The following is a 3,618-nucleotide window of genomic DNA, read 5'->3' as shown; positions in this document are numbered from 1 at the left end:
ATCCCCAATTTTTAGCTACACTTCCATTAGCTTTTAACGGAACTTTCTTAAATTTAACCGTATTTTCCATAATGTTTTCAATTTTTTTCATATATTCCTTAGCAAATTCATCTCGAACTTCAAAAATCAATTCATCATGAACTTGAAGAAGCATTTTTATATTTTCATCATTTTTAAATTCCTCATGAAGTTCAATCATAACTTTTTTTATAATATTTGCTGCTGTTCCCTGAACAACAGTATTTATAGCCATTCTTACAGCCTGTGCCTGTACATTTTTATTTGTTGAATTAATTCCGCTAATGTATCTTCTTGTACCGTAAAAAGTTTCTACAAAACCGTGAAGTTTAGCCGTTTCTGTTACAATATCCAAAAATTTTCTAACTCTCGGATATTCCTCGAAATACGTTGTGATATATTGAGAAGCCTCCTGAACTGTAATTCCCAGTTCCTTTGACAATCCAAACGGCGTTTTTCCATACAGGATACTAAAATTAATTACTTTTGCAATACTTCTCTCATGCCGTGAAATCTCATCTTCTTCGGTTTTAAAAAATATCTTTCTTGCCGTTAAGTCATGCAAATCCTGATTATCCTGATACGCCTTTACTAAATGCCTGTCTTTTGACAATTCAGCCAGAACTCTCAATTCAATTTGTGAATAATCAAACGAAATCAAGCTATGTCCTTCTTTTGATACAAAACCAGTACGAATCCTTATTCCATCATCTGTTCTCACAGGAATATTCTGTAAATTTGGATTTGCTGACGAAAGCCGTCCAGTAGATGTCCCATTTTGGTTAAAAGTCGTATGAATTCTCTCCTCTTTATCCGCCAGTTTTGGAATTGGCTCAATGTATGTTGACAATAATTTCTTATAAGCCCTGTATTCCAGCAACTTTTTCCCAATCATACGTTTGTCTTCTATCAATTCTCCATTGTTTGCAATCATTTCCAGAACTTCCACATTTGTTGAATATCCAGTCTTTGTCTTTTTACCTGATGGAATCTGTAATTTTTCAAACAAAACTTCTCCTAATTGTTGTGGTGAATCAATATTAAATTCCCCATCAGCAAGTTTATAAATATCACTTTGAAGCATATTTATCTTTTCTTCCAGCTCATTCTGAAATTCACTGAAATATTTTTTATCAATTTTTATTCCAGTTTCTTCCATTTGTGCCAATACTGGTATTAATCGACTTTCCAGCTTGTCAAATATATTTAAGAACTGCTCATTTTGTAATCTATTTCTAAAAATTGTTTCCAATTTATAAATAAAAAACGTTCTCTTTGATAAAAACTCACAAATCGCATCATCAGAAACATCGCTAAAATCCTTCTTTCTTCGTTCCTTTTTAAATTGCTCCTCAAAAGTTGCAATCTCAACACCAAACTCATCTAGAATTATTTCCTCGATTTCCTGCAAACTTTCTGTTCCAAGTACATATCTTGCAAGCAAAATATCAAAATATTCCGTGCATTTTATCCCGAATCTCTCTTCATTTATCCCATAAGTTTTTCCACCAACAGAATATCCAAAATACTCACTTTCCCCATTTTTCATGTACTCTTTTACATTATAGGCGATAATTTCTTTCTCGCTCAATAATTTATAAATATTCTCAATATTTTTTTTGTTATCTTCTTTTTCATCAGTATTCTCACCTAAACTGAACAAGTTAATTTGAATTTCAGCTCCTGATTTTTCGTGATTTTCATTTTGTAAAATATTTTTCAATTCACTATCCAAAAGCACAATATTCGTTTTTTCATCACAAATGGAAAGTCCAAGCATATTCTCAAAAATAGCCACTTTTTTATCCATTTTCTCAATCACAGAATAAGCATCATTCCAGCTCACAACTTTTCCATAATTTTTCTCAAAAAACACTTTTTCATCTTTAATTTTCTTAGTTTTTTCAGTTTTCTGATTTTCTAACGCAATCTCTTCTGCCTTTTTCTTCTGAGTCTCATATTCTACTGCTAATTTTTCTTTTAAAACTTGAATTTCATCAATTTTTTTATCTATTTCTGAATTATGCTCATACTCTACATGCTCATAAAAATGTGAAATTCCATCAAAAATCGGATTTTCCTTATCATACTCCAATTCCTGCTTTTCAATTTTTTCTTTTTCAAGTCTCTCTTTTTCCAACTTTTCTTCATTAATTTTTTTATTTTTTTCTAAAATTTGCTTTTCTTCTTCAGTAAGTTCCTTTTGGTTTCCATTTTGCAAGAATCTTTCCTTTTCTTCTTCCACAGCTTTAGAAAATCTTTTAAAATCAAGCTCTTCATAAAGATCCAAAAGACTGTCAAAATCCTTTTCCTCGAATTTCAATTTCTTTTTATCATATTCAATATCAAGTTCTCGCTTTACAGTTGCAAGTTCCCGACTTATAAAGGCATTTTCCTTGTCAGTCAGTAATTTTTCCTTCTGTTTTCCCTTTATTTCATCAATATTCTCATAAATTCCTTCTAAATTTCCATAAGTCGTAATAAGTTTTACCCCATTTTTAGGCCCAATCCCAGCAACTCCTGGAATCCCATCTGACTTATCCCCCATAAGTCCAAACAAGTCAGGAATCTTATCAGGCGTAACTCCCAAATATTCAACTACATCTTCATCAGTCTTTATATGTTTAAATGCAGAATTTTTATCTCCTTTTCCAAGCAAGGCAATGTTAATTTTTCCATCTACAAGCTGTGCCAAATCCTTATCTCCAGTTATTACAAAAACTTCAATTTGCTCATCTTCATCATTAGAAAATTTAGTCGCAAAAGTGGCAATAACATCATCCGCTTCCTGCCCAGCCTTCTTATATTTCGGAATTCTATACCCATCTAGCACCTTCATAATAGTATCAATCTGCATAACCAGTTCTTCAGGCATACTTTCCCTATGTGCTTTATACGTTTCCAGCTCCCCAGTTCTATCCAGCTCACTTCTTTTCACATCTAGACAAGCCACTAAATAATCAGGCTTAAACTCCCTAATCACGCTTTCCAGCGTATTAATAAACCCAAATGTCGCTCCAGTAGACATTCCGTTACTATTTCTCATTCCCATTAGTGCAAAATGACTTCTATACATAATCGCACTTGTATCCAATATAACCGCTCTTTTCAACTTAATTATTCCTCATTTCTTTTTTTAATTTTAACAATATTTATATTTGTATATTTTACCATTTTTACATTTTTTCTCAAAGCATTTTTTCTTAATTTAATAGAACAGCCTAAATCTTAATAATTTTATTTTATGTATTCAAATTAGCAATTTTTAATCTATAAAAAGGCTGTACTTAGATTTTATCCTAAGCCAGCCCTTCTTAGTAAACAAATTATTCTATTATTTCTAAAATTACCTTTGGTTCTTCAACTTTCTCCGGTGTTATCACATACGCATCCAAAATCATGTTTTTAGAGTCTTGCACATTTTTATCATCATTGTAATAAATTTCGGCGATTTTTTCATTTTTTGATACTTTTTCTCCAACTTTTCTAAAAATATTAATTCCAACTGCGTGATCAACCTCATCTTCTTTTTTAGCACGTCCAGCACCTATAATCATTGCAGCTTTTCCAATTTCTTCTGTCTTTATTTTTTTTACATAT

The 3,618-nt window shown here is 31.4% G+C and carries 1 protein-coding gene and 1 pseudogene; both read right to left on the bottom strand.

Going from position 1 to position 3,618, the window contains the following annotated elements:
- Positions 1 to 3,130: DNA polymerase I (gene polA / locus Q0370_RS02785; RefSeq protein WP_299571841.1), on the bottom strand; the 3,130-nt coding region annotated here is incomplete at its 3' end.
- 214 nt (positions 3,131 to 3,344) lie between these two features.
- Positions 3,345 to 3,618: pseudogene (deoA, locus tag Q0370_RS02780) on the bottom strand (pyrimidine-nucleoside phosphorylase); the annotation flags it as partial.

This window comes from uncultured Leptotrichia sp., from assembly GCF_938036635.1.
In the GTDB taxonomy this organism is placed as follows: Bacteria; Fusobacteriota; Fusobacteriia; order Fusobacteriales; family Leptotrichiaceae; genus Leptotrichia; species Leptotrichia hongkongensis.
Note: the sequence above shows the minus strand (reverse complement) of the source record. Positions and strands in the feature narration are given on the sequence as shown.